The 22,586-nt window shown below is 63.1% G+C and carries 18 protein-coding genes; 3 read left to right on the forward strand and 15 right to left on the reverse strand.

The window, feature by feature from the left end; genetic code table 11:
- Nucleotides 1–8: 8 nt before the first annotated feature.
- The 14 genes from ACK6AU_RS08680 to ACK6AU_RS08745 all read right to left on the reverse strand — a co-directional run bounded on the left by ACK6AU_RS08680 (nt 9) and on the right by ACK6AU_RS08745 (nt 17,892).
- Nucleotides 9–1,079, reverse strand: a complete 1,071-nt coding sequence (locus tag ACK6AU_RS08680; protein ID WP_185700730.1) for a class I SAM-dependent methyltransferase — start codon at nt 1,077–1,079, stop codon at nt 9–11.
- Complete coding sequence (locus ACK6AU_RS08685; protein WP_185700744.1) at nt 1,069–1,926, reverse strand: NAD(P)-dependent oxidoreductase; 858 nt, start codon at nt 1,924–1,926, stop codon at nt 1,069–1,071. Before ACK6AU_RS08685 ends, ACK6AU_RS08680 begins: the two co-directional genes overlap by 11 nt.
- A gap of 5 nt (nt 1,927–1,931) precedes the next feature.
- The gene (locus ACK6AU_RS08690) at nt 1,932–3,158 is read right to left on the reverse strand and encodes a class I SAM-dependent methyltransferase (RefSeq protein ID WP_185700731.1); all 1,227 of its coding nucleotides are present in this window, start codon (nt 3,156–3,158) and stop codon (nt 1,932–1,934) included.
- Nucleotides 3,155–3,715 (reverse strand): dTDP-4-dehydrorhamnose 3,5-epimerase family protein, encoded by a 561-nt coding sequence (locus ACK6AU_RS08695; protein ID WP_185700732.1) that lies wholly within the window; start codon nt 3,713–3,715, stop codon nt 3,155–3,157. The genes ACK6AU_RS08690 and ACK6AU_RS08695 overlap by 4 nt, the downstream gene beginning before the upstream one ends.
- Nucleotides 3,712–4,794 carry a CDP-glucose 4,6-dehydratase gene (gene rfbG / locus ACK6AU_RS08700; RefSeq protein WP_185700733.1) on the reverse strand — a complete coding sequence of 361 codons (1,083 nt, stop codon included), beginning with the start codon at nt 4,792–4,794 and terminating at the stop codon, nt 3,712–3,714. The genes ACK6AU_RS08695 and rfbG overlap by 4 nt, the downstream gene beginning before the upstream one ends.
- A complete protein-coding gene (gene rfbF / locus ACK6AU_RS08705) occupies nt 4,776–5,549 on the reverse strand; it encodes a glucose-1-phosphate cytidylyltransferase (RefSeq protein ID WP_185700734.1) in 774 nt (257 codons plus the stop codon). The genes rfbG and rfbF overlap by 19 nt, the downstream gene beginning before the upstream one ends.
- Before the next feature lie 304 nt (nt 5,550–5,853).
- On the reverse strand, nt 5,854–9,423 hold the full coding sequence (locus ACK6AU_RS08710) for a glycosyltransferase (protein WP_409298840.1): 3,570 nt from the start codon (nt 9,421–9,423) through the stop codon (nt 5,854–5,856).
- 120 nt (nt 9,424–9,543) lie between these two features.
- Complete coding sequence (locus ACK6AU_RS08715) at nt 9,544–11,106, reverse strand: flagellar hook-associated protein 3 (protein ID WP_409298842.1); 1,563 nt, start codon at nt 11,104–11,106, stop codon at nt 9,544–9,546.
- 13 nt (nt 11,107–11,119) lie between these two features.
- Nucleotides 11,120–13,165, reverse strand: coding sequence for a flagellar hook-associated protein FlgK (gene flgK, locus ACK6AU_RS08720; protein ID WP_185700737.1), 2,046 nt, complete (start codon nt 13,163–13,165; stop codon nt 11,120–11,122).
- A 10-nt stretch (nt 13,166–13,175) separates the two neighbouring features.
- Nucleotides 13,176–14,441, reverse strand: a complete 1,266-nt coding sequence (gene flgJ / locus ACK6AU_RS08725; RefSeq protein ID WP_185700738.1) for a flagellar assembly peptidoglycan hydrolase FlgJ — start codon at nt 14,439–14,441, stop codon at nt 13,176–13,178.
- Between the two features lie 9 nt (nt 14,442–14,450).
- A complete protein-coding gene (locus ACK6AU_RS08730; protein WP_185700739.1) occupies nt 14,451–15,560 on the reverse strand; it encodes a flagellar basal body P-ring protein FlgI in 1,110 nt (369 codons plus the stop codon).
- A gap of 7 nt (nt 15,561–15,567) precedes the next feature.
- Nucleotides 15,568–16,263, reverse strand: a complete 696-nt coding sequence (flgH, locus tag ACK6AU_RS08735; RefSeq protein ID WP_152896948.1) for a flagellar basal body L-ring protein FlgH — start codon at nt 16,261–16,263, stop codon at nt 15,568–15,570.
- 57 nt (nt 16,264–16,320) lie between these two features.
- Nucleotides 16,321–17,106, reverse strand: coding sequence for a flagellar basal-body rod protein FlgG (gene flgG, locus ACK6AU_RS08740; protein WP_185700740.1), 786 nt, complete (start codon nt 17,104–17,106; stop codon nt 16,321–16,323).
- A gap of 45 nt (nt 17,107–17,151) precedes the next feature.
- Complete coding sequence (locus tag ACK6AU_RS08745; protein ID WP_185700741.1) at nt 17,152–17,892, reverse strand: flagellar basal body rod protein FlgF; 741 nt, start codon at nt 17,890–17,892, stop codon at nt 17,152–17,154.
- Between the two features lie 325 nt (nt 17,893–18,217).
- On the opposite strand from ACK6AU_RS08745, the gene ACK6AU_RS08750 reads away from it, so the two are divergent.
- Together ACK6AU_RS08750 and ACK6AU_RS08755 are read left to right on the forward strand one after the other, a co-directional pair.
- Entirely contained in the window at nt 18,218–19,084 is an 867-nt protein-coding gene (locus ACK6AU_RS08750; protein ID WP_409298846.1) for a hypothetical protein, read from the forward strand.
- Nucleotides 19,081–19,803, forward strand: coding sequence for a TylF/MycF/NovP-related O-methyltransferase (locus ACK6AU_RS08755; protein ID WP_103324857.1), 723 nt, complete (start codon nt 19,081–19,083; stop codon nt 19,801–19,803). The genes ACK6AU_RS08750 and ACK6AU_RS08755 overlap by 4 nt, the downstream gene beginning before the upstream one ends.
- Nucleotides 19,804–19,848: 45 nt before the next feature.
- On the opposite strand, the gene ACK6AU_RS08760 is transcribed toward ACK6AU_RS08755, so the two are convergent.
- On the reverse strand, nt 19,849–21,411 hold the full coding sequence (locus ACK6AU_RS08760) for a sigma-54-dependent transcriptional regulator (RefSeq protein ID WP_185701947.1): 1,563 nt from the start codon (nt 21,409–21,411) through the stop codon (nt 19,849–19,851).
- A gap of 306 nt (nt 21,412–21,717) precedes the next feature.
- On the opposite strand from ACK6AU_RS08760, the gene phhA reads away from it, so the two are divergent.
- Nucleotides 21,718–22,509 (forward strand): phenylalanine 4-monooxygenase, encoded by a 792-nt coding sequence (phhA, locus tag ACK6AU_RS08765; RefSeq protein ID WP_185701946.1) that lies wholly within the window; start codon nt 21,718–21,720, stop codon nt 22,507–22,509.
- Nucleotides 22,510–22,586: the final 77 nt, after the last annotated feature.

Here is a 22,586-nt window from a genome sequence, read left to right on the forward strand (position 1 = left end):
GAGGCAAATTATCGGAACGACGCGCTGTCGACGGCGTGATAGACATAACGGCCATCGGTCATGCGCTTGATTTCTTCTAGGTAGTTGGAGTTCATCACGAACAGGTTGGCCTGCGCCGGCAGCGCCTCCATGGCCTCCTGCGGTGAGGACACGCGCATGCCGCTCAGCGGCAGGTAGCGGCCCTGCTTGGCGGGGTTGATATCCACCACCTGGTCCACTGTCACCCCGGCTCGTTGCAGGAACAGCGAATAGATCACGCCCTTGGAGGACGCGCCCCAGATGCCGGCGCCGGTCCCCGGCGCCGACTCGATGATGCGCTTGGCCCGCTCGAGGCTGGCGGTGAAACCAGCCGGCATCTGCAAGGGTCGCTCGGGCGCTTGCAGGCGCGCCTTGAGGCTGCCCAGGTCTGCCACCACATACAGGTACTGGCCGCCGAACAGATGCCCGGCCTCGTGCACGGTGCCGAACATCCGCTGCAAGTCTTCGAGGCGGAAATAGTTCACATGCTCGTAGAACACGTCGAACCAGGCCTGGTGCTCGAGGATCCAGTCGAAACAGGGCACCTCGATGTAGATCTGCCCACCCTGGTTGGCTTCGGCGATGGCCTGCAGGAAAGCCAGCGGATCGGCGATGTGCTCCAGCACGTGACGCAACACGATGGCCTCGGCGGACAACCCCAGCTGGCGCGTGAAAGGCGCCTTGATCACCTGCGGATTATCGCCCTCGTAAGCGGGGTCGATGCCGGTGATCGAGTAGCCCAGGCCGCGCAGCAGTTCGAGGAAGTAGCCCTTGCCGCAACCGACTTCGATCAGTTGCCGGTCCTTGAAATGACGAGCGACGATGCCCTCGACAGCCATCAGGTGTTGCTGGAACTGCGCCGAATGCGCCTGTTCGTTCTGATAGTCGCTGTCATAGCTGAGCTTGTCGGCATCGAAGGCCTGGTTGTAGATCAGCCCGCTCTCAAGGTCCTGCACCAGGATCATGTCCGCGCTGGCAGACTGCCGGGCACTGCGGGCATCGGCGAAAGTCCGGTTCTGCAAGACCGGCAGGTCGGCGACCCGATACAACTCATGCGCCATGTTCGGCTCCTGTCAATTGCAGCAGGCGCTGGTTCAAGCCCCAGAACGCCATGGGTTCGTAGTCGGGATAGGGGTAGTGACCCAAGTTCGGGCGGATCGCCGAGCGGCGCTCGGCAATGCGCTGCTCCACCAGCGCACGCACGGATATCGGCCGTCCGCTGGAACAGTTGACCACCCCGGAAAAATCCCGCCGTTGGAGCAATGCCGCCAGGTGACCGGCGGCCTCCTCGATGGCCAGGTAGTCGCGCAGTTGCTCGCCACCGGACATGTCGAAGACCGGATCGCCGGCATCGATGGCGCGGTCCAGCGCCGCCAGCAGGCTCCTGGGGTTCTGCCCCGGGCCGTGCAGGTAGAACAGCCGGGCCCATTGCAGATTGAACGGCAACTGCTGGCGCAGGGCCTGGAGGAACAGATGCAGGCTGTGCTTGGCCAGGCCATAGGGATTGTCTGGCCGGGCCTCGGCCTGCTCGTCCAGCGGCCCGCTCTGCATGCCGTATTCGAAGCAGGTGCCGGTGACCAGCACCTGGGGCACTCCCGCCTCGACCACTGCCTTGATGAAGCGGTAGTCGGCCATCAGGTTGTGCTCCAGGTGGAACAGCGCCCGGTAGTCGGGCAACCCGGGCCAGGCCAGGTGGGCCAGGGCATCGACCCCATCCACCAGCGCCGCCATGTCGAGGCTCGCGTCATGCACGTCCTGCGCACGAAACTCCACGGCATCGAACCATGGCAACCGCTGCGCCTTGTCCAGGTTCCGGGCCACGGCACGTACCCGGCAACCCCGGGCCAGCAGCGCCGTGACCAGATGCTGGCCGACGAAACCCGTGGCACCGGTGACCAGGACCGTCATGGCGCTCACAGCAGCTTCAACTCGGGTACGGCGATCACGAAGCGCGCGCCCCACTGGCGAACCTGGGCCAGTTGCTCGCTGACCTCGGCGAGCAGGTTCCATGGCAGCACCAGCACATAGTCCGGCCGCTCCTGGTCGATGCGCTCGGGGGCGACGACCGGAATCCGGCTGCCGGGCAGGAACTTGCCCTGCTTGTGCGGGCTGGCATCGGCAACCCAGGCCAGCAGGTCGGAACGGACCCCGGCGTAGTTGAGCAAGGTGTTGCCCTTGGCCGCCGCGCCATAGCCCACCACGCGCTTGCCCTCGGCCTTGGCCTGGAGCAGGAAGCGCAGCAGCTCATGCTTGATCCGCTCGGCGGCCGGCGCCAGGGTCCCGTAGTAACCGGCAGTGTCGACCCCGGCCTCGCGCTCCAACCGCAGTTGCTGGGCGACACTGTCGTGCACCGGCCGGCGCGAGGCCTCCTGGCGCTGGACGAAGACCCGCAGCGAACCGCCGTGGGTCGCCAGGGTCTGCACATCGAAGACTTCCAGGCCATTGCGCTGGCACAACGCCTGGACCGCGATCAGCGACAGGTAGGAATAGTGTTCGTGGTACAGGGTGTCGAATTGCTGCCCGGCCATCAGGCTCAGCAGTTGCGGGAATTCGAAGGTAGCCACGCCCGCTGGCTTGAGCAAGGCGGCGAATCCGGCCAGGAAGTCGTTGATGTCCGGGACATGGGCCAAGACGTTATTGGCCGCCATCAGGTCCGCGGCCCAGCCCTCCTCCACCAATTGGCGGGCGGTGTCCAGGCCGAAGAACGATTCACGAATCAGCAAGCCCTTGTCCCGCGCCGCCTGGGCGGTACTGCGAGTCGGCTCGACCCCCAGGCAGGGAATGCCGCGCTCGGCCACGTACTGCAACAGGTAGCCATCGTTCGCCGCGACCTCGACCACCCGGCTCTGCGCATCGAGCCCGAAACGCTCGACCATCTGCGCCACGTAGCCCTGGGCATGCTTGAGCCAGGTGCTGGAGAACGAGCTGAAGTAAGCGTAGTCGGCGTCGAACAGATGGTCGGCGCGGGTGTAATCCTCGGTCTGCACCAACCAGCACCGCTGGCAGACCTGGACCTTGAGCGGCACCCATTGCTCGGCCTGGTCCAGTTGTCCCTCGCGCAAGTAGGCATTGGACGGCGGCGACGTGCCCAGGTCGATCAGGGGCAGGCTCAGGCAGGCGCCACAACCGCGGCAATTCATAGTTTCACTCCAGCGAAGGCGGCATCGAGCAACGGATGGCTGGCATCACGGCTCGACAGATTATTGACAGGCAGTGGCCAATCGATCGCCAGCCTCGGATCCAGTACCGACAAACCCGCCTCATGGTCCGGGGCATAGTCGGCGCTGTGCAGGTACAGCAACTCGGCATCGTCGCTCAGGGTCTGGAAGCCATGGGCGAAACCGGCAGGCAACAACAGGCTGCGACCGTCACCCGCGCGCAGGTGTTCGGCATGCCAGTGCAGGAAGGTCGGCGAGTCGCTACGCAGGTCCACCGCCACGTCCCAGACCTCGCCACGCAGGCAGGTGATGAGCTTGGCCTCGGGCCGGGCCGCGGTCTGGTAATGCAAGCCCCGCACACTGCCTCGTTCGCGGGTGCAGGAATGGTTGATCTGGCGGATGTGGAACGGCTGGCCGAACGCGCTCAAGCTGCCTTCGCAGAACAGTCGGGAGAAATGCCCACGCTGGTCCTCGAAACGCTTGTGGCGCACTTCATACAGTCCGGGCAATGGCAGGGCCAGGACCTGGAATTCGCTCACAGCACACCTCGGTACAGATCCAGTTGCCCCAGGGTAACGGCGCGCATGTCGGCACCGCTCTTCCACGCCAGGTGCCAATCCAGGGTCTGTGCCAGGCACTGCTCCAGGCTCCAGCGCGGCTGCCAGCCCAGCACCTGGCGCGCGCGACTGCTGTCCAGGCGCAACAGCCCGGCTTCGTGCAACTCGCTGGGTTCGATACGCAGGCCCGGCGCGGCCGGCCAACGCCGGGCCAACAACTCCACCACGTCGCCGACACTGCACATGTCCTGTTCGCCGGGTCCGAAGTTCCAGGCCCCGGCGAACTCCGGCCCCTGCTGGTACAGCCTGGCGGCCAGTTGCAGGTAACCGGCCAGCGGCTCCAGGGCATGCTGCCAGGGGCGCACCGCCTGGGGATAACGCAAGATCACCGGCTCATCGGCGGACCAGGCCTTGAGTACATCGGGGATCAACCGCTCGGGCGCGAAATCACCGCCGCCCAGGACATTGCCCGCACGCGCCGTAGCCAAGGCCAGGCCGTGCTCCTCATAGCGCTGGACAGAAAAGAACGATGACGCGTAGGACTGGGCCAGCAACTCGCAGCAAGCCTTGCTGCTGCTGTAGGGATCGTGCCCGCCCAGGGGCTCGTTTTCCCGGTAGGGCCACAGCCACTCCTGGTTGGCGTAGACCTTGTCGGTGGTCACCAGCACACAAGCCCGCACCCCACCGACCTGGCGGATCGCCTCCAGCAGGTTCAGGGTTCCCATGACGTTGCTCGAATAAGTCCCCAACGGGTCACGATAGGCTTCGCGTACCAGCGGCTGGGCGGCCAGGTGCAGGACGATTTCCGGCTCTACCCGGGCCATCAGTTCCAGCAGGCGGCCCAGGTCGCGCAGGTCACCACGATGGTCCTCGATGCCCTCGGCCACTCGAGCCAGCTCGAACAGGCTCGGCTCGGTCCCCGGATCCAGGGCGAAGCCGCTGACCTGGGCCCCCATGCCTTGCAGCCACAGGCTCAGCCAACTGCCCTTGAAGCCGGTATGGCCGGTGAGCAGGACACGCTTGCCCCGCCAGAATTGCGCACTCAGTCCCACTGCTTCCACGGGGCCTCCCCGCTTTGCCAGAGTTGCTCAAGGTGGTTCTTGTCACGCAGGGTATCCATCGGCTGCCAGAAACCGTTGTGCTCGAAGGCCCGCAATTGCTGGTCCCGGGCCAATTGCATCAGCGGCTCCGCTTCCCAGGTGGTGCTGTCGCCCTGGATGTAGGGCAGCACCTTGGGTGAAAGGACGAAAAACCCGCCGTTGATCCAGCCACCGTCGCCACGGGGTTTCTCGACGAAGCCCCGGACCTGGTCGCCATCGCGCTCCAAGGCACCGTAGCGGCCGGGCGGCTGCACCGCGGTGACCGTAGCCAGCTTGCCGTGGGCCTTGTGGAACTGCACCAGCGCACCGATATCCAGATCCGATACGCCATCGCCGTAGGTGAAGCAGAACGCCTCTTCATCCTGCAGGTAGCGTCCGGCCCGGCGTAGGCGTCCGCCGGTCATGGTCTCCTCGCCGGTGTCGATCAGCGTCACGCTCCAGGGCTCGCTGTAGTTCTGGTGCACGTCCATGCGGTTGTTGCGCATGTCGAAGGTCACATCCGAGGTGTGCAGGAAGTAGTTGGCAAAGAAGTCCTTGATCGCGTAGCCCTTGTAGCCCAGGCAAATCACGAAATCATGGATCCCATGGGCGGAATACTGCTTCATGATGTGCCAAAGAATTGGCTTGCCACCGATCTCGATCATGGGCTTGGGCTTGAGGTGGGATTCCTCGCTGATACGCGTGCCCAATCCACCTGCCAGAATTACTGCCTTCATTTTCCCCCCTTCTGACTCATCTGCACCCATCGCCGGATCGAAGCGGCCCGGCGGGGCCCCGAATGAGATGCCCAAGGCATGCTCTGCACTGACGAACGAGCCGGAAACGCTCGTTTTATGGCGATTGCCATGGGGGCTTGCAGGAAACGCGCCAGCTATTCGTCCAGGCTGCACCGGGCCTGCCCGACAAGAGCCGGGAGGAGAACATGCCCAGAGCCGGTATTCGAACCGGAACCCAGGCCACCCCAAAAAAACGGGCGAAAAAAAACCAGGCCGACATGGCCTGGTTTCTTCGACTAGCGGGTCAGTCCGGCAGCCAGCCCCACAGCCAGTGCTGCAGGTTATCGCTGCGCAGCATGAAATCGCGATGCACCGCTTCGCGCAGCTCATCGCCCATGCGATAGCTGGCGGCCGGGTCGGCCAGGTGCATGCGGATCGCCTGCAACCACTCCTCGGTGCTGTTGCTGTAGACCCTGGTGCACGGCAGGAAACCGCGATAGGCCTCGGTGTCGGTGCAGATCACCGGGTAGCCGCAAGCACCGTACTCCAGGAGCCGCAGGTTGCTCTTGCAGTCGTTGAAGATATGGAACTCCAGGGGCGCCAGGGCCAGGTCCAGGTTCAGGCTGGCCAGCTTGTACGGATAATTCTGCAAGTTGATCGCCGGATAGAACTCATGCACATACGGACGCAGCTCATCAGGGCACATCCCGAAGAACACCCACTCCACGTCGTTGGCCAGCTCGCGCACCACATCGGCGATGATTTCCAGATCGCCGGTATGGCTGGTGCCACCGCCCCAGCCCACCCGTGGCTTGCTGGAAGTAGCCCGGCGACTGGTCAGGGTCGCCCAGGGGTCCGGTGCGAGCATGTTGGGCACCACCCGGATATCGCTGTGCATGCTGGACAACGCGTCGGCCAGGGGTTGGGTGGTCACCACCACCCGATCGCACAAGGCGATGCCATCACGCACCATTTGCTCGGTATTGGCAGGCTTGTTGCGGGTGTGGCTGTTCTTCTTCGGCGCACTGATCACATAGTCGTCAAGCTCGTAGATCCGCAGCGCGCTGGAATACTTTTTCATGCGCAGGATGTCGTTGACTGCCCCCTCGCTGTAGCGTCCTTGAAGCACGATGGTATCGGGAGACAGACGCTCGATCTCGACCGTCGAGGGCGACTCGTAGGACACCCGGGCGATCACCCGGCCGGACTCCTCCAGGGCACTGAGCGGCCCAGTGACCCGGTAATGACCGGCTGCGGTGCTGTTGACCGGCAATCCCAGGATCAGGGGCAGGTCACGACTGCTGAACGGGTTCCAGTTGTTGCGCAACGTCGGCTCCAGGCTGAAGCTGGAGAACCCCAGGCTCAGGGCCGGATTGTAGGCCGGATCACGGGCGATCCTCGGCAACCAGCGGCTATGGAAGATCTCCTGGTCGACCACCTGCGCCTGCTGCGCCACAGACCTCTCGACCTCCGAGGCGGCCCCCCACATCAAGGTGGCATAGGGAGTCCAGACCACCAGGTAGCCACTACGGTCGATTCGCAGGCACAAATCGGCAGCCCCCAGAGCCCCAGTGAAATCCTCCTGGTCCAGGCCACCAACACTGTCGAAGACCTCCTTTCGCACCATCAGGCAATCGGCACTGACCGCACTCCAGTTCTGTACCACCTGCAAACGCTGCATGTAGCCACGGGCACCGAAGGCTTCCCCGACGAAGGGCGAGCCCACCGGGCCGGCCAGCCCCAGTACCTGCCCGGCATGCAGGATGGAGCCATCGTCCGCCAGGATCCGCGCTCCCACCACCCCTACTTCCGGACGCTGGGCCTGGTTGAGTAGCTCGTCCAGCCAGTCGCCGCTACAGATCCGCGCATCATGGCTGAGCAACAGCAGGTACTCGCCACGGGCCTGGGTCGCGACGGCGTTGATCAAGGCCGCCTGCCCGGCGGGGCCGTCGTAGGGCAGCACGCGCAGCAAGGAAGCCCCCAACTGCGCCATGGCCGTCAGCCAGCCGGCCATGGCCGGATCGCGACTACCGGAATCCACCAGCAGAATCTCGTAGTGGTTGTAGGCCGTCTGCTCGACCAGGCTTTCGACGCAACGCTGCAAGGTGGCCAAGGAATCACCACAAGTAACGATGATCGACACCAGCGGACGTTTGCCATGCAAGTAATCGATGCGATTGAGCAATGGCAGATCATCGTGGCAGATCCGGTGCTCCACGCCGATACGCTGCAAGTGGGCACTCACCAACCCCTCGCTGGCCTCTATCACCTGTGGCCGCGACAACCATTGGGCGAAGGAAAACTCCGACTCCAACTGGATCTCGGCGATATGCTCGATGGCCTGCGGCCCTGCGGCTTCCACCAGGCGCCAGAGCAGATCGTGGGCAGCCAGCTCGCCGCGAACCGGATCGAACCCGCCCTCGGCGAGGAAACGCTCACGGGAGAAAGCCAGGGCACGCCCGACATAGGGATAGGAACGCATGAGGTCGAGGTTGAAATCAGGCTTGAATACCGGCTCGGTGGACTCCCCTTCCACCAGAGCTCCCTCGTCGCTGTAGGCGCAAAGCATTGCCGGGTCATGGGCAATGCGCTCGGCCAGCACCAGCAACGCCGAGGCCGACAGGCGATCACCGGCCTGCAGCAAGTAGAACCAGTCACAGCCTTCCAATTGCGGCACCAGCTCATTGAGCTGCCGGGACCAATCGCTGCGCAGGGGTTGCTGGAGTAGCCATGGCCGCTCCGGGCAATCGGCCCCGGACAGCAACAGCACCGCCCGGGGCGGATACAACTGGGCATCCAGGCTGTCCAGGGTACGCTCGAGCGCCTTAGCGGAACCCTCGACATCGAGGATCACCGGCACGATGCGCACCTGCCGCGGCCAGCTCTCGATACGCTGGGGCAGGTGTCGCCGCTCGGGTTTGGACAAGCAGCGATTCGCCAGCCACTCGCGATAGAACTCCTCGTAGCTCTGGCTCGCACCACCGACCCGCCCATGGATCACGGTCTCGCGATTGCCCAGCACCCGGGTCACGCACAGCTCTTGCCACTGGCGTGGCTGCACATGGGCCCGAACCAGGTCCACATAGCGCACCCAGCCGGAAGCCGGCGCCGATTCGCCGGCCCGCGCGGCCAGCATCTGCTTCAACCAGCCCCATTCGGTGCTGGCCAGCTTGAGCATTTCCGGAGTTCCGCTGAGGCGGCCAGGATAAAGCCGCTCACTGCTCAAGACGGTATTGAGCGCCACCAGATTGCCACGCCGCAACAGGCAGATGAACAAGGCCGTATCCAGCAGAGCGACAAAGCCGGCGCCTTCCTGGATCAATGCCGGCAGCAACTCCAGCACATCGGCACGGCGCATCAACGATGAACTGAAATTACCCAGGTAGCTACTCTGCCAAGCCTCGAGGATCGCCAGCATATCGTCGCCCTTGAACAGCGAGTCGCAGAGGGAAAAACAACTGTTTTCCACACGCGAGGGCAGGGCCGAGCTCCCGGCATCACTGAATATCCGCAGCCCGCACACCAGGCTGACCTCCGGATGCTCGGCCAGCGCCGGGGCTTGCAAGGCGATACTCGGGGCGAACAGACGATCGTCGTCGCAAAGAATCTTGAGCAGCTCTCCCCGGGCCTCTTCCACGCACCGCAGGATGTTGCGCTGCAACCCCAGGCGTCGCGGGTTGCGCAGGTAGCGCACCGGATGCGCCGGCTCCACCAGACCTTCGACGATACGCTGGATGTCATCGCCGGCGCTGTCGTCGCACACGACGATTTCCAGGGGGTGGTAGCTCTGCGCCAGGGCACTTTCCAGGGCCTGGGCGAAAAAACGCGAATTGAAGGCGGGGATGACGATGCTAACGAGGGGCGCTTGGTTCACGGCGGGAAACTCTCGAGCGGCGAGCCTGGGCAGCAAGGCCAGGACTGCGGAACCGCTTGTAGAAAGACGGTTGGTGGCTCGACGGCCGTGGCGCCCCGCTCAGGGCGCCACGGGCCGGGCTCAGCCCTGGTTGAACAGGCCGAGTTGGCTGATCTTGCTGAAGGCCAGCTGCGAGGCCTGCAGCATGGTCTGTTGCAGGGTCAGGCGCGTCATCACCTCGGCAGGATCGGAATCGGCGATCGCCGAGCGGGTAGTGGTGTTGGCCGCCGCCAGGTTGGTATTGATCTCGACCTGGGTATCCAGGGCCGAACCACGGCCGCCCACCGAACTGATGCCGACCGTCAGCTGGTCGGTACCGCTGGCCAGGTTGGCCATGCCCGAAGCCAGGTCGGCCAGTTGTTTCTGGGTGGCCACGGCGTTGCCGTCGGTCGGAGTATTCAAGGCGCTTTTCAACTGGCTCACGGTATCCAGGATGTTCTGGGTCTCGTGGGTGTTGACCGCGACGCTGAACTGGTCGTTGGCCGCCGGGGTACCGCTCAGGTTGAAGCTCACACCCGCCGCGGTAGCCACGTTGCCTGCCAGGGTGCCGGAAGATACCGGCTTGCTGTCGGCGGTCAGCGGCGCGGCATACAGATCGAAATCGGTTGCGCTGGTGAACTTCAGCACCGCCGAACCGCTGGGGAAGGTCGAATTGTAGTTCGCCTGGTTGGTCACGCTGGCGCTGGAGACCTGGGCGGTGCTGGGGTTAGCCGGGCCACGCGCGACGTTGAAGCTATCGGGCTTGGAACCCAGGCTGAAGGAGTACTGCGGCAGCAGCACGGCAGCATTGTCACCCGTCTTGAGGTTGACGTTCAGGTTCAGGTCGACACCACGGAAGCTCACCGACTGGTTCGGAGTGTTGCCGATCACGCCGCCCTGGCTGGCCTCGGCAGTCACGTCGTTGCCAGCGGCATCGGTGATCTTCAGCTGGGTGGCACTGACGAACGATATGCTGTAGGGCTCGCCCTTGCGGAAATCGGTGTTGTACTTGCCGGCGTTGGACATCTGGCCGTTGGACAGGAATACCGTGCCATTGTCAGGAACCGGCGCGGTCTGGGTGGTGACCTGGGTACGGCTGGTGTTGGGCGCCTTCTGGAACACGTCCCAGCCGGTGCTGTTGGCGGCCATCAGCATGGTATCGCCTACCGGCAGCATCAGGCTGCTCTGGTCGCCGTTGTAGCTGTAGGTGCCGTCGGAGTTGCGAGTGAACGGCGGCACGTCGTCCTTGGAGCCGCCGAAGATGTACTTGCCGTTGGCGTCCTGGGTATTCATCAGACTCAGCAACTGCTCTTCGATCTGCCCCAGCTCCGAAGCATTGGCCTGGCGGTCCTTGTCGGTATAACCAGCGTTGCCGGCACCGGCGGCCAGTTCCTTGGCGCGGGTCAGGACGTTGTTGATGCTGGTCATCACCGATTCGGTCTGGCCCAGGGAGGCCTTGATCGAAGTGGTATTGGTCTTGTACTGGCCTAGCAGCGAAGCCTGCTGATCCAGTTGCAGCAGGCGCGCCGCGCCTACCGGGTCGTCGGCCGCGGTATTGATCCGCACCAGGCTGCTGGCCTCTTCGCTGCTCTTGACCACGTTGGAGAAGTTGCGCTGGTAGTTGGAAGCCGAAGTCTCGAAGAACTGAGCAGTGGAAATACGCATGGGCTACGGCTCCTTAAAGGCTGCTGATCAGCGTGCTGAAGATGGTTTGCGCGGCCTTGATGATCTGCGAAGACGCGGTGTAGTACTGCTGGTACTTGACCAGGTTGCCGGTCTCGTCATCCAGGTTGACCCCCGACAGCGAATCACGCGCGCCCTTGGCGTTGCTCAGGATCACCCCGTTGGCGGCCGAATCGAGCTTGGCCTGGCTGGCCTTGGCGCCGACGTTCTCGATCAGCTTGCCGTAGGCATCCACCAGGGTGATGCCCTTGCTCGCCGAACCGGTATCGACGGTCTGCTTGCTCTGCAAGCCGGCCAGCGCCAAGCCGTTGCGGTTGTCCGAAGAGCCGGCGCCGTTGACCGAGATGTTCATGCTGTCGCCGGAGTTCGGCGCACCCGCCACATCCATCTTCACCGCGAAGGTTTTCTGCACACCGGCGCCATCGAGGATCGGCGCACCGCTGGCATCGACCATCTTGATGTTCAGGTTGAGGGTATTGGTCTGCCCGGGAACGATGGTGCCACTGCCCATCTTCGTGCCCTTGGCATCGAAATAGTCGTAGGTCTGGCTGCCGCCGGCAGGTGCGTTGAACACCACTTTCACCGGACCGGAGTTCTTCAGTGCGGTCTGCATTTCCAGCTTGGCGGCCGCGTCGTAGTTGTCGATCGGCGTTACCAGCGATGGCTGCGAGCCGATGCTCAGCGAGCTCTTGACCCCGGCGGCGATCTCGGCCTTGAGCGGCGCGGCGATCGCCAGGCGCTTGGCATCGGTCATCTCGGTCTGGATCGCGTTCGCAGCATTGCGGGTCGGGGTGATCTTGAAACTGTCGCCCACGGCAGCGCTGCCATTGAGCTTCAACGCGAAGCCATCGATGACCGGCGGTGGGTTGGTGGTGGTGCTGAAGGAGCCCAGGTCAGTGCCATCGGAACGCTTGACGCTGTAGTCGGTCGGGCTACTGAAGGTCACCGTGTAGTCGCTGGTGGTCAGCTTGCCGGAATCCTTGATGGTGACATCGAAGTTGCCCGAAGCGGTGTTGTTACCGGCGCTGGCGATGCTGCGCTGGCTGATCAGGCGAGCGCTGTTGATGTCATTGAACAGATTGCCACCGAACTCACCGTTCTTGTCGATGCCCTGGGCCATCTGGCTGTTCATCTGGTCGGCAACCACCAGGGCCACGCGCCCCAGCTCGTTCATCGCCGGGTCCAGCACCTCGCTGCGATAACGCAGCAGGCCGCCGATCTCGCCACCGGTGGTGAGATTAGTGATGTCCACGGTGCTGCTACCGCGGTTGATCTGCAACATGGAGCGGGTCGGGTCGTTCTTGCCCGGCACCACTTCCAGGGAGTTGGCGCTGTTGCCCATCACCAGCGGCTGGCCGCTGCCCAGGTACAGGTCGACGCTGGAGCCACGCTCGGACACTTGCACACCGATGAAGGTGGACAGCTGGCGCACGGTCTCGTTACGGGCGTCGAGCAGGTCGTTGGGCATGCCCTTGCCGTCGCTCGACAGCTCGGAAATCTTCTGGTTTAGCTGGGCCACGGTGGTGGCGAGCTTGTTGACCTGGTCGGCCATGGTCGACAGGTTGCCGTTGATCGTGTTGTTCTGCTCTTTGAGCTGGCTGGAAACCGAGTTGAAGCGATTGCTCAGCGCCTGGGCATCGCTGAGCAGCAGCTGCCGGGAGGCTTCATCGGTAGGCTTGGCATTGAGGTTCTGCACCGAGGCGAAGAACTTGGTCAACGCGCCAGTCATGCCGGTACCGGTCTCGGAGAGCAGCTTGTCGATCGGCGTGATCTGCTGCTGGTAAGCCGCCACGTCGCTATTGAGCGAGGTCGCGGTACGCAGCTGGGCGTCGAGGAAGCTGTTGTACACCCGGCGCACGTCAGCCAGGGTGGTGCCGGTGCCGATGAAGACGTTGCCGAACTGGCTGGAGGCCTTGGTGCCCTGTACGGTCTGCTGCCGCGAATACCCGGCGGTATCAGCGTTGGCGATGTTGTTACCCGTGGTCATCAAAGACGATTGGCTGGCAGCCAGCCCGGACATCCCGATATTGAGCAAACTCATGATTCAGACCTTATAAATTCGTGGGAGCGCCTGCCGCAGCGTAGTTCTGGTAACTCTTCATCTGCTTGGCTATCTGCGAAATCTTGCTTGCGTAATCCGGGTCGGTTGCATACCCGGCTTTTTGCAACTCGCGAACAAACTGTTCTGGTTTATCGGCCACCTTCAGCACTTCTTGATAGCGATTATTGCTCTGCAGCAAGGTCACCAGATCGTGGAAGCTGTCCTGGTACGAATCGTAGGAACGGAACGCCGCCGTCTCCTTGACCATCTGACCGTTGCGAAACTCGCTGGTGATCGCCCGGGCCTGGGCGCCCTGCCAACTGCTGCCGGCCTTGATCCCGAACAGGTTATGACTGCTGCGACCATCCTGCTGGCGCATGACCGACTTGCCCCAACCGGTTTCCAGGGCCGCCTGGGCCACCAGGTAGCGTGGATCCACACCAATACGCCTGGCCGCCTGCTCCGCCATCGGCAGCATGGTGGCGACGAACTCATCGGACGATCCGAAGGCACGCTTGGCCGGCGCCAATGGTGGCTGGGCCACGGCCCGGCCATGGATGCGCATCTTGCCCTGGGACGCGGCATACCCTTGGTTGACCCGCCACTCACCCCGCAACACCGCATCGGCGGCCGCGCTATTGCGGGTAGGCGCGGCGTTCTGCGCAGTGGCTTCCACACCTCCCGCCGAAGGCACGATGCCGGCCAGCAGGCGATCGGTGAGCTTGCTCGGCAGCGATAAGCGCCGCTGGTTGAGCAAGGCCATGTCGTTGTGGGCCAGGCTGGTACGTACCGGATCGGCAGTACGCGAGGCCCACAACGGCCGCTGGCCGTTGAGCCGGCTCAGCGGACCATCCTGGGCTGCGGTACCGGCGGCGATCGGCGTCGGCGTGGCGACTGGCGCAGCGACCGGCGGTGCCGAGGTCAGCCCGGTGGGCGCCGCCCTTGGCTTGTTCTGCATCATCTGGCGCACCAGCACGTTGGCCAGGCCGATACCGCCACCCTCGCGGGACAAGGACACCGCCAACTGCTGGTCGTACATGTCCTGGTACTGCTTGGTGGTCGGGGTATTGAGCGGGTTGTCCTGGGCCAGCACATCGGTGGCCTTGCGCATGGACTTGAGCATTTCGTTGAGGAACAGCGACTCGAACTCCTGCGCCACCTTGCGCACGTTGGCCTCGCTGTTCGTGTCGCCAACCTTCAGTTGCTGCAGGCGATTGAGGTCGGAATAGGCTCCGGAGTCACCACTGGCGACCAGACCGCTCTTATGTATATCCATGGCCACCCCTCAAATCACGATCAGGTCGGCCTGCAAGGCGCCGGCCTGTTTCAGGGCTTCGAGAATCGCCATCAGGTCGCCTGGCGCCGCCCCCACCTGATTCACCGCCCGCACGATCTCGTCGAGGGTAGTGCCCGGGCCGAACTTGAACATCGGCTTGGCCTCCTGCTGGGCATTGACCCGCGAGCGCGGCACCACGGCGGTCTGGCCATTGGACAGGGGACCAGGCTGGCTGACGATCGGATCCTCGGTGATGGTCACCGTCAGGCTGCCGTGGGTCACCGCCGCAGGCGAGACCTTGACGTTCTGGCCGATCACGATGGTGCCGGTGCGGGAATTGATGATGACCTTGGCCACCGCCTGGCCCGGATCGATCTCCAGGTTCTCCAGGATCGACAGGTAGTCCACCCGCTGGCTCGGGTCCAGCGGTGCAGTCACGCGGATCGAACCGCCATCGATGGCCTGGGCCACGCCCGGGCCGAGCATGTCGTTGATCTTGTCGACGATGCGCTTGGCGGTGGTGAAGTCCGAACGATTGAGGTTCAGGGTCAGGCTGTTGCCCTGGTTGAAGCCACTGGGCACCGCGCGTTCCACCGAGGCCCCGCCCGGGATTCGCCCCGCCGACGGCACGTTGACGGTGATCTTGGAACCATCCCGGCCTTCGGCATCGAAACCACCCACCACCAGGTTGCCCTGGGCGATGGCGTAGACGTTGCCGTCGATCCCCTTGAGGGGGGTCAGCAACAGGGTGCCACCACGCAGGCTCTTGGCGTTACCGATGGACGAAACCGTGATATCCACTTGCTGGCCCGGCTTGGCGAACGCCGGCAGGTCGGCACTGACCGACACTGCCGCGACGTTCTTGAGCTGCACGTTGCCCGATCCAGGCGGGACCTTGATGCCGAACTGCGACAGCATGTTGTTGAAGGTCTGCAAGGTGAACGGCGTCTGGGTGGTCTGGTCACCCGAGCCATTGAGCCCGACCACCAGGCCATAGCCGATCAATTGGTTGGAGCGCACGCCGGAAATACTGGCGATGTCCTTGAGCCGTTCGGCCTGGGCGCCGAGGGACATGGACAGCAACAAGGCGGCCGCCATCAGGTGCTTGAAATTCAACATAGTGCGCCTAGAAAGGGAACAGCGGGCTGAGGAAGAAACGATCGAACCAGCCTGGCTGGTTGGCGTCGGCGAACGACCCGGTTCCCGAATAGGTGATACGTGCATCCGCCACCCGGGTCGAAGACACGGTGTTGTCCGTGGCGATATCGTCCGCACGGATCAAGCCGGCAATGCGCACCAGCTCATCACCGGTATTGAGGGTCATCCACTTCTCGCCACGCACGGCGAGGATACCGTTGGGCAGCACATCGGCCACGGTGACGGTGATCGAACCGGTCAGGCTGTTGCTTTGCGCCGCCTTGCTATCGCCCTTGGTAGAGCGATCACCCTTGTAGCCGGCATTCAAGCTCAGGTCGCCATCGCCGAACGGGTTGTTGGTGTTGGGCACCGCGCCGAACAACGACGTCAGGCCGATGCTGTTGCTGCTGTTCTTGCTCGACGCCGAGTTGGCGCCCTTGCTGGCCGCGGTCCGCTCGTTCAGGGTGATGGTGATGATGTCGCCGACCCGGAACGCCTTGCGATCGGTATACAGGCTCTGCTCGAAGCCGGCCTGGTAGATCGAACCGTTGTTGGAGGCCGAAGGCAGCGGCGTGCGCGGCAACACTGGCGCGTAGTAAGGGTCATTGGGCTTGGGTGGCGGGGCGACACAGCCCGCGAGCACGGCACTCCCACTCAGCGCTAACACACAGATAAACCGATTCATGACCTTCCTCACGATGTTACCGGCACGTCATCGACTCATGACGGCCTCAAGACTTGATTACAGCTTCTGCGTTACGAACGACAGCATCTGGTCGGCGGTGGAGATCACCTTGGAGTTCATCTCGTAGGCCCGCTGGGTGGTGATCATGTTGACCATCTCTTCCACGGTGCTGACGTTGGAGGCTTCCAGGGTGTTCTGCAGCGTGGTGCCGAAGCCGTTCAAGCCCGGGGTGCCGATCTGTGGCGCACCACTGGCAGCGGTCTCCAGGAACAGGTTGTTGCCCAGCGCTTGCAGGCCGGCCGGGTTGATGAAGTCGGCGGTCTGCAGGTTGCCGATCACCTGGGACGCGGGGTTGCCGGCCACGGTGATGGAGACGGTGCCGTCGTTGCCCACGGTGAAGGTCTGCGCGTTGTCAGGTACGACGATCGCCGGCTCCAGGGCGAAACCATTGGCGGTGACGATCTGGCCATTGGAATTGAGGTGGAAAGTGCCGTCGCGGGTATAGGAAGTCGTGCCATCGGGCTGCAGGATCTGGAAGAAGCCACGGCCGTTGATCGCCAGGTCCAACGGCTGCTGGGTGGTCTGCAAGCTACCGGCACTGAAGTTCTTCTGGGTGCCGACGATGCGCACACCGGTACCGACCTGCAGGCCGGAAGGCAGTTCGCTGTCCTGGGTCGACTGGGCACCCGGCTGGCGCTTGATCTGGTACAGCAGGTCCTGGAACTCGGCACGGTCACGCTTGAAACCCGTGGTCGAAACGTTCGCCAGGTTGTTGGAAATAACACTCAGGTTGGTGTCCTGGGCGGACAGGCCGGTTTTGGCAACCCATAGAGCCGGAAGCATTCGATTCTCCTCGTGCGCCTGTTTTACGGCGCTAGGTACTGGTAATTAGCTGATCTGCAAGACCCGAGCCATGGCCTGGTCGTCTTCTTTGGCGCTGTTCATCATCTTGACGTGCAACTCGAACTGCCGGGACAGGGCCAGCACCGCGGTCATTTCTTCCACCGCATTGACGTTGCTCGACTCGAGGAAACCCGAGACCAACTGCACGCTGGCATCGGCCGCGGCGGGCTGGCCGTCCTTGGTCTTGATCGAGCCATCCAGGCCTTTGGCCAGGTTGCGGGTATCGGGGTTGACCAGCTTGATGCGGTCGACCTCGGCCAGCACCCGCGGACCTTCGCCCATGGCACGGATGGTGATGGTGCCATCCTGGCCGACTTCGATCTTCTGCTCGGGCGGCACGGCGATAGGACCACCGTTACCCATCACCGGCATGCCGTTGCCGGCACGCAGAACCCCCAGGGCGTCGACATTCAAGCTGCCGGTGCGCACATAGCTTTCGCTGCCGTCGGGACTCTGCACGGCGATCCAGCCCCGGCCGCTGACGGCCACGTCCAGGTCACGACCGGTCTCGACCAGCGAACCCTGGGAGAAATCCGTCGCCGGGCGCTCGCTCATGGCAAACGCCCGCGCCGGAAAACTGTCACCAAACACCGGCATCGCACGAGCCTGCTCCAGGTCCCGCTGAAAACCGTTGGTGGAGATGTTCGCCAAATTGTTGGCATGGGCCTTTTGCGCCAGGGCGTTCTGGCTGGCGCCGGTCATCGCCACATAAAGGTACTTGTCCACTGTCGTTCCTCATCTGCCGGACGTTTGCCGCCCGCCGCTGTACTGGGCATGGCCTAAGCAATTTCTGCACCAACTTTCATTTTCGCCAGCACACACCATGCCAGGCGGGACTTTGGCGCAAGTCAGTTGATTTCAAGGAGGAACCCAGAGACGAAAAAACGGCGGACTTATGCCGCTACCGGCAAGTCCGGGTCGCGCCTCGGACAATTCCATGGCCGCGGGGCTTTGAGAACGGATCTTGCTAGGGACAGCGTCCGGCCATTGCGACTTCAGTTTGCGCAGGGGTGGCCGACACTCTAGCCAGTGACCGCCAAGGAGAACCGCTTTGAACCTGCACCTCAATCAGCTGAGAAAGAAAGCTGACTTCAAGGAAGCCATCTATTCAGGAGACATTTTCCTGGATACCCAACTGGCTACCGCCAAGGAACTATGCGAATTCGCCAAGGAAAACATCACCGCGGCCTTCGACGGCGAAAAGAATCACCAGGCCCTGCACACCCTGATGCCGGTGGAAGAATTCGTCACCCGGGTCACACGCCTCAAGGGCCAGTTCACCAATAGCCAGCGCGTCAAGGAATTGATCCTCGGCTTCATCCACGAAGTCGGCCTCGATCCGCACGAGTACATCTTCGACGTGCCACGCCTGCGTGTCGTGCCCAACTACGACTACCTGCACGCCGGCGTCAGCTACGCCTACAAACCCCATCGTGACAGCTGGTACGGCAGCGTCGACTGCCAGATCAACACCTGGATGCCGGTCTACAGCATCACCCCGGACCAGACCATGATGATCAACCCGAGCTATTTCGATAAGCCGGTCCCCAACACCTCCAAGGACTGGAGCCTAAAGGACTGGATCAGCAACCAGCGCCACAAGGCCAAGGACAACCTGACCGAGGAAGTACGGGTCCACCCCGTCCCCCTGGGTGAGATCGATGCCTCATCGGAGATCCGTATCGCCGGCAACTGCGGCGAGATGCTGGTCTTCTCCGGCTCGCACCTGCACGGCACCGTCGCCAACCACACCGATCGCACGCGCTTCAGCGTGGATTTCCGCCTGATGCACCTGGACGACCTGAAACACAATCGCGGAGCCCCCAACGTCGACAGCGCCTGCCCAGACGTCGGCTCCGGCTTCAAAGACTATTTCCACGCCCACGACTTCTCGAATTTCCAAGGATTGCATCCATGACCAAACGTCGCCTCACCCCTGCCGAAGCCGAATACAACGCCACCCGTGCCGGGGTGCTCAAACGGGTCGACGCCGAATACGTCGCCGACGCGCCGTTCGTGTTCGCCAACCGCATCAACGTCACTGCGGCATTGTCGCGCATGGAACTGTTCAAGAAAGTCATGGATGTCCCCGGCGCGATCATCGAGTGCGGCGTGTACAAGGGCAACTCGCTGATGCTCTACATGCACCTGTCGATGATCCTCGAGCCCTATGCGATCAACCGCTCCATCGTCGGCTTCGACACTTTCGAAGGCTTCACCAGCATCAACAAGGATGAAGACCCGGCCGACATCAACGAAACCATGTTCTCCGACACCGACCAATCGCTGATCCAGGACATGATCGACGCCAACGACCTGCTGCGCCCGGTCAACCGCATTCCCCGCTGCGAACTGGTCAAGGGCGACATCTGCAAGACCGCGCCGGAATTCGTCAAGTCGCGTCCAGACCTGGTGGTGGCCATGCTGATCCTCGACACCGACCTGTACGAGCCGACCAAGGTCGCCCTGGAGACGTTCCTGCCCTACATGCCCAAGGGCGCCATCGTGGTTCTCGACGAAGTCGCCTATCGCAACTTCCCGGGTGAAACCAAGGCCCTGCGCGAAGTGTTCGACATGAACAAGATCGAACTCAAGCGCCTGCCGTTCGACTCCTGCGTCGGCTACTTCCACATCTGAAGCCCGACCCGCCCCATGAAAAAGCCCCGCTGCAGCGGGGCTTTTTCATTCCTGGGACTCCTTGCCGACCTCGTACTGGCGCAGCTTGTTGGCGATGGTGGTATGGGACACCCCCAGGCGCTTGCCCAACTGGCGGCTGCTGGGAAATTCGGCATAGAGGCTTTCGAGCACGGCTTTCTCGAAGCGCCCGACGATCTGCTCCAGCCCGCCTTCCAGGGAAAACTCGCCAAGGGGTTGGCGCGCACCATAGTCCGGCAAGCGGATATGCTCGGCCTTGACCATGCCGCCATCGCACAACGACACCGCCTGGAACAGCACGTTTTCCAACTGCCGGACGTTGCCCGGCCAATGGTAGTGGCTAAGCCGCTCCATGGCTGCCGGGGCCAGCTGCGGCAAGGGGCAGCCGATCTGCCGACTGGCCTGGTCGAGAAAATGCTCCACCAGGGGCGCGAGGCCATCCAGGCACTCGCGCAGCGGCGGAATGTGCAGGGACAGCACATTGAGCCGGTGGTAGAGATCCTGGCGGAACTCGCCCCGGGCACAGAGCTCGGACAGATCCAGCTGGGTGGCGCAAATCACCCGCACATCCAGGTACACCTCTTCGTCGCTGCCGACCCGGCGGAAACAGCCGTCCTGCAAAAAGCGCAGCAACTTGACCTGCAGCCGCGGGCTCATTTCCCCCACGCCATCGAGGAACAGGGTGCCGCCCGCCGTCAACTCCAGCAGGCCCAGCTTGCCTTCCGCCCGGGCGCCTTCGAACGCCCCGGGGCCGTAACCGAACAGTTCGGTTTCGGCCATTGACTCGGGTAGCCCGGCGCAGTTCAACGCCATCAACGGCGACTGGCCGCGCGGGCTGGCCAAATGACAGGCGCGGGCCAGCAGCTCCTTGCCGGTGCCAGTTTCCCCTTCGATCAATAGTGGTGCGTCCAGGGGCGCCATGCGCCGCGCCTCGCGCACCACCGCCGCCATCACCTTGGAGCTCTGGAAGATACTGTCGAAGCCACGTAGTTCCTGCTTGCGTACGTTGTAGATACGCTCGCCGACCCGGTCCGCGCGATGCAGGGTCAGCACCGCGCCAGCCATGGCCTCGCTATCGTCATGCTCGGACTGCAAGGGTGCGATATCCGCCAGGAATACGTCACCCTTGACCTTGACCCGCAACCCGTTGATCCGCGACTTGTTGGCCCGCACCAACTCCGGCAGGTCGAAATCCTCGGCATAGCGCGACAGCGGAATGCCCGGCACCTCGTCGACCCGCACCCCCAGCAATTGGGCGGCGGCACGGTTGGCGGCGACGATGGAACCGCCCATATCGATGGACAGCACAGGAAAGTCCAGGGCCCCCAGCAGCGCGTTGAGCTCCATGTGCCGGCGCTCGCTGGGCATCAAGCCGACGCGCTTGACCCCGAACACCCCGGTGATGGATTCGAACTTGGGCCGCAGGGCCTGGAACTGCAGGTTGATCAGGTTCGGGCAGTGCAGGTAGATGGCGTTGCCATGCTCCCCCCCCACCTCGCCCCGGGCAACGTTGATGCCGTACTCCACCAGCAGGTTGAGGATGTCCCGCAGGATGCCGATGCGGTTCTGGCAGTGAACTTTGATGCGCATGGAATAAAGGCCCGAAAGGAAATATAGGGGGCATAAACGCCGACTGACGACGCTTTTGGCGTCATGACCAGCAAAGTTTCTGCTGGAGGCCGCAGATAATCGTCAAGATTATGTGACAGCTTCCGCTATTTTCAAATCGTTCATCCCCAGTGGTGCAGGGCTTGCGCCAATTTCGTAACGAAAATTTTACAGAAAAGTCACTCAAAGGCGTCCTTACAACCACCGCCAGCTGCTGCAAAGCATCGCACCCTGGCGTATCACTGGGGTCATTCATAACAAGAACGCATCCCCTGGCAGGAGAGCAGCATGAAGCAGACGCAGTACGTGGCCCGCGAGCCCGACGCGCAAGGTTTTATCGACTATCCACCCGAAGAACACGCGGTGTGGAACACCCTGATCACTCGCCAGTTGAAAGTGATCGAGGGCCGTGCATGCCAGGAGTACGTGGATGGCATCGAGAAGCTGGGTCTGCCCCACGATCGCATTCCGCAGCTCGGCGAAATCAACAAGGTCCTGGGCGAAACCACCGGCTGGCAAGTGGCCCGGGTCCCGGCGCTGATTCCCTTCCAGACCTTTTTCGAACTGCTGGCCAGCAAGCGCTTCCCAGTGGCGACCTTCATCCGCACCCGCGAAGAACTGGACTACCTGCAAGAACCGGACATTTTCCACGAGATCTTCGGCCACTGCCCGCTGCTGACCAACCCCTGGTTCGCCGAGTTCACCCACACCTACGGCAAGCTCGGCTTGCAAGCCACCAAGGAAGAACGGGTATACCTGGCCCGCCTGTACTGGATGACCATCGAGTTCGGCCTGGTGGAGACCCCAGCCGGCCGGCGCATCTATGGCGGCGGCATCCTGTCTTCGCCCAAGGAAACCGTCTACAGCCTCTCCGAAGAGCCGGAGCACCAGGCCTTCGACCCGCTGGAAGCCATGCGCACGCCGTATCGCATCGACATCCTGCAGCCGATCTACTTCGTCCTGCCCGAGCTCAAGCGCCTGTTCGACCTGGCCCATGAAGACATCATGGCCCTGGTCCACCAAGGCATGCAGCTGGGCCTGCACGCACCCAAGTTTCCGCCAAAACCCAAGGCGGCCTGAGCGGCCCGCACTCGCGAGCCGCTGCGAAAGATAGTAACGTCCACGGGCTGCGCGAAATCTCACGAGCGCAGGCAATC

Origin of the sequence: Pseudomonas sp. KCJK8993 (genome assembly GCF_046230915.1) — a bacterium.
Taxonomy (GTDB): Bacteria; Pseudomonadota; Gammaproteobacteria; order Pseudomonadales; family Pseudomonadaceae; genus Aquipseudomonas; species Aquipseudomonas piscis.